3 protein-coding genes are annotated in these 2,261 nt (G+C 31.8%); all 3 read right to left on the reverse strand.

Going from position 1 to position 2,261, the window contains the following annotated elements; translation table 11 throughout:
- On the reverse strand, positions 1-474 hold a 474-nt coding region (locus NL42_RS14525; protein ID WP_461313278.1), incomplete at its 3' end, for an SH3 domain-containing protein.
- Positions 475-610: 136 nt separating this feature from the next.
- The gene (locus NL42_RS14530; protein ID WP_461313279.1) at positions 611-934 is read right to left on the reverse strand and encodes a hypothetical protein; all 324 of its coding nucleotides are present in this window, start codon (positions 932-934) and stop codon (positions 611-613) included.
- Between the two features lie 52 nt (positions 935-986).
- A complete protein-coding gene (locus NL42_RS14535) occupies positions 987-2,117 on the reverse strand; it encodes a type I restriction endonuclease (protein WP_461313280.1) in 1,131 nt (376 codons plus the stop codon).
- Positions 2,118-2,261 lie beyond the last annotated feature (144 nt).

Here is a 2,261-nt window from a genome sequence, read left to right on the forward strand (position 1 = left end):
GTGTCCACCTCTTGGTCCTACACAATAGTCAACTACGGCACAAGAACAATCACTGTCATAGTATGTTTTAGATTTTTTAGTTTCTGAATGATGAGATTGTGATTTTAAAGCCTGATAATTATGAGATTTAGATGTTCTCATCTTTTGTTTAAAACAATCTTCAGTTTCACACAAAAGTTTCTCGGAGATCCATTGAGGTGATGCCGAATTTAAAGAAATACGTACCCAGTTTCCTTTTTTCTCATAAATATTAACTTTCTTACCCCGTCCGAGTTTTGCTACAACATTACCGTTAGGTTTGTCTCTAATATTAAGTGTATTGGTATTGATATATTTTGACTCTATAACCTCTTCAACTGAACTTTGTGCTTCCTCATTGTTTGAGTTATTTCTTGAAGTATTGTCGTTACCTGAACCAAAGATTCCTAATGCTATAACTCCTGCCGTACCCCAGCCTAAAGTTGATTTTTTCATGTTTTACCTTTTATTTTATATTTTTCTTAAAGTAACAGAGTATAAGAAAAAATGAAAATGGCCTATATAATCAATATTCTAATGATAATAAATATTAAACCGCCATAAGGCGGTTTAAATTAAATATAGTTTGAGTTTAAATTTTCTCTTGGATGAGTTTTTTGCAACGTTCTCTTTCTATTTTCGAAAACTTCTCTAGGGATTCATAACTATTAAATCCTTCCTTTACTGGCACTTTAACTAATTCACGTGCAACCTTCTTCTCATTATTTGTAAGCTTATCAAAGGGAATGTTTTTATTTACTTCATCTTTTGAAAGTCCTGATTTTCGCTGTGTCATCATGATGAACGCCATATCACTAATAATATTGCAATTTTCTTCTCTTTCAACTTCGGCGTTAGCATCAAAAGTAAAGAATAGAAAAAACAGTGGTATAATTTTTAGATATTTCATACCCATATTAGTTAACCGTATATCCAATCTTGACAATATACTATTTTCATCAGTAAATTTAATTAGCAGAGAATCTTTTAAAATTATCATCATTCATACAATAATCTAAACAATCTTTGAGAATACCTACTGCTCTATAAATATATTCAGGCTTTTCTAAAAATACCTGTCCGTTTGCTTGAACCTCTAAGCCAGCTCTCACCAACTCATTTCGGCGAGTATCATCTACAGGCACAATAAACTGAATAGTTGGTCTTTTACGGTTCACATCATATCTAAATAACCAACGGTTATTCTTTCCTTGATATAATACTGAATAGTAACTTTCAGTATCTTTACTTTCCAACTCGACCTCTGGAAATAACTCACCAATAATACGGAAAAGATCTTGCTCTTCCTTGGTGGTAATAATTTTTTCATTGTCTGGATTAACAATGAAATCTTGTTCAACAATTTTTGCTGGTTCTTCATCTACAGTTTTTGGTTCTACTGGCTGAGCAGTAATAATAGTTGGTGATGATAAACCTTTGACTACAGTATCACTAATAGCCTGCTCTACGGCTTGTTTAACAAAAGGTTGTATTGACTCCAAAAATTTAGTATTTAATTGACGAGGAATATTTGCTTGTTGAGCAACATAACGAACAAAATCAATATCGACTTCATTAATACTCTTCTTAATAACTGTTTTAAACTGCTGAATATACTGATTTTCTTCTGCAAAAAAACGTAGCTTTTCAGCATGAAAATTATCGTGTTTAAATTCTGCAAGCTGTACTAACTCTTCAGCCTTATTCTTCGTAAAATCTACAACTAAAAATGGTTTTTCATCCATTACATTTGTATTAATTAGATCTGTAAAGAATCGCCATTCACGTCCATTTGTAATGGCACCAATAGTTACACCTAAACTACTATTAAAATAGCGAGATAATTGTGGAGCATGATTAGTTAAATTTGCAGAATATGATTTTGCTTCAATAAACATGACTGGTTGTCCATTACAATATAAAGCATAGTCAACTCTCTCAGTCGCTTTTACGCCAGGAAAATCAGCAGCAAACTCCGCCAGAACTTTTGTAGGATCGTATGGGCTAAAACCCAAAATATCTAATAGTGGTAAGATTAATGCCTGTTTAGTTGTTTCTTCCGTTGCACAATGTGTCCCTACACGTTTTACATGATCGATATGATTTTAAAGACTTGCTATAAAGTTATCCATTATTTTCCCTAATCGTTGTTATGTAAGTTATTCATCCATATTAACCAATATGTTTCATTTTTCAACAATTAAACAACACTATTTATAAATTAAATATTTACCAAATTTAAT

The organism is Acinetobacter sp. GN11 (assembly GCF_054823985.1).

Bases quoted from the DNA above. Each gene is read 5' to 3' on its own strand.
- NL42_RS14530 (WP_461313279.1), bottom strand. From the start codon at position 934: ATGGGTATGAAATATCTAAAAATTATACCACTGTTTTTTCTATTCTTT.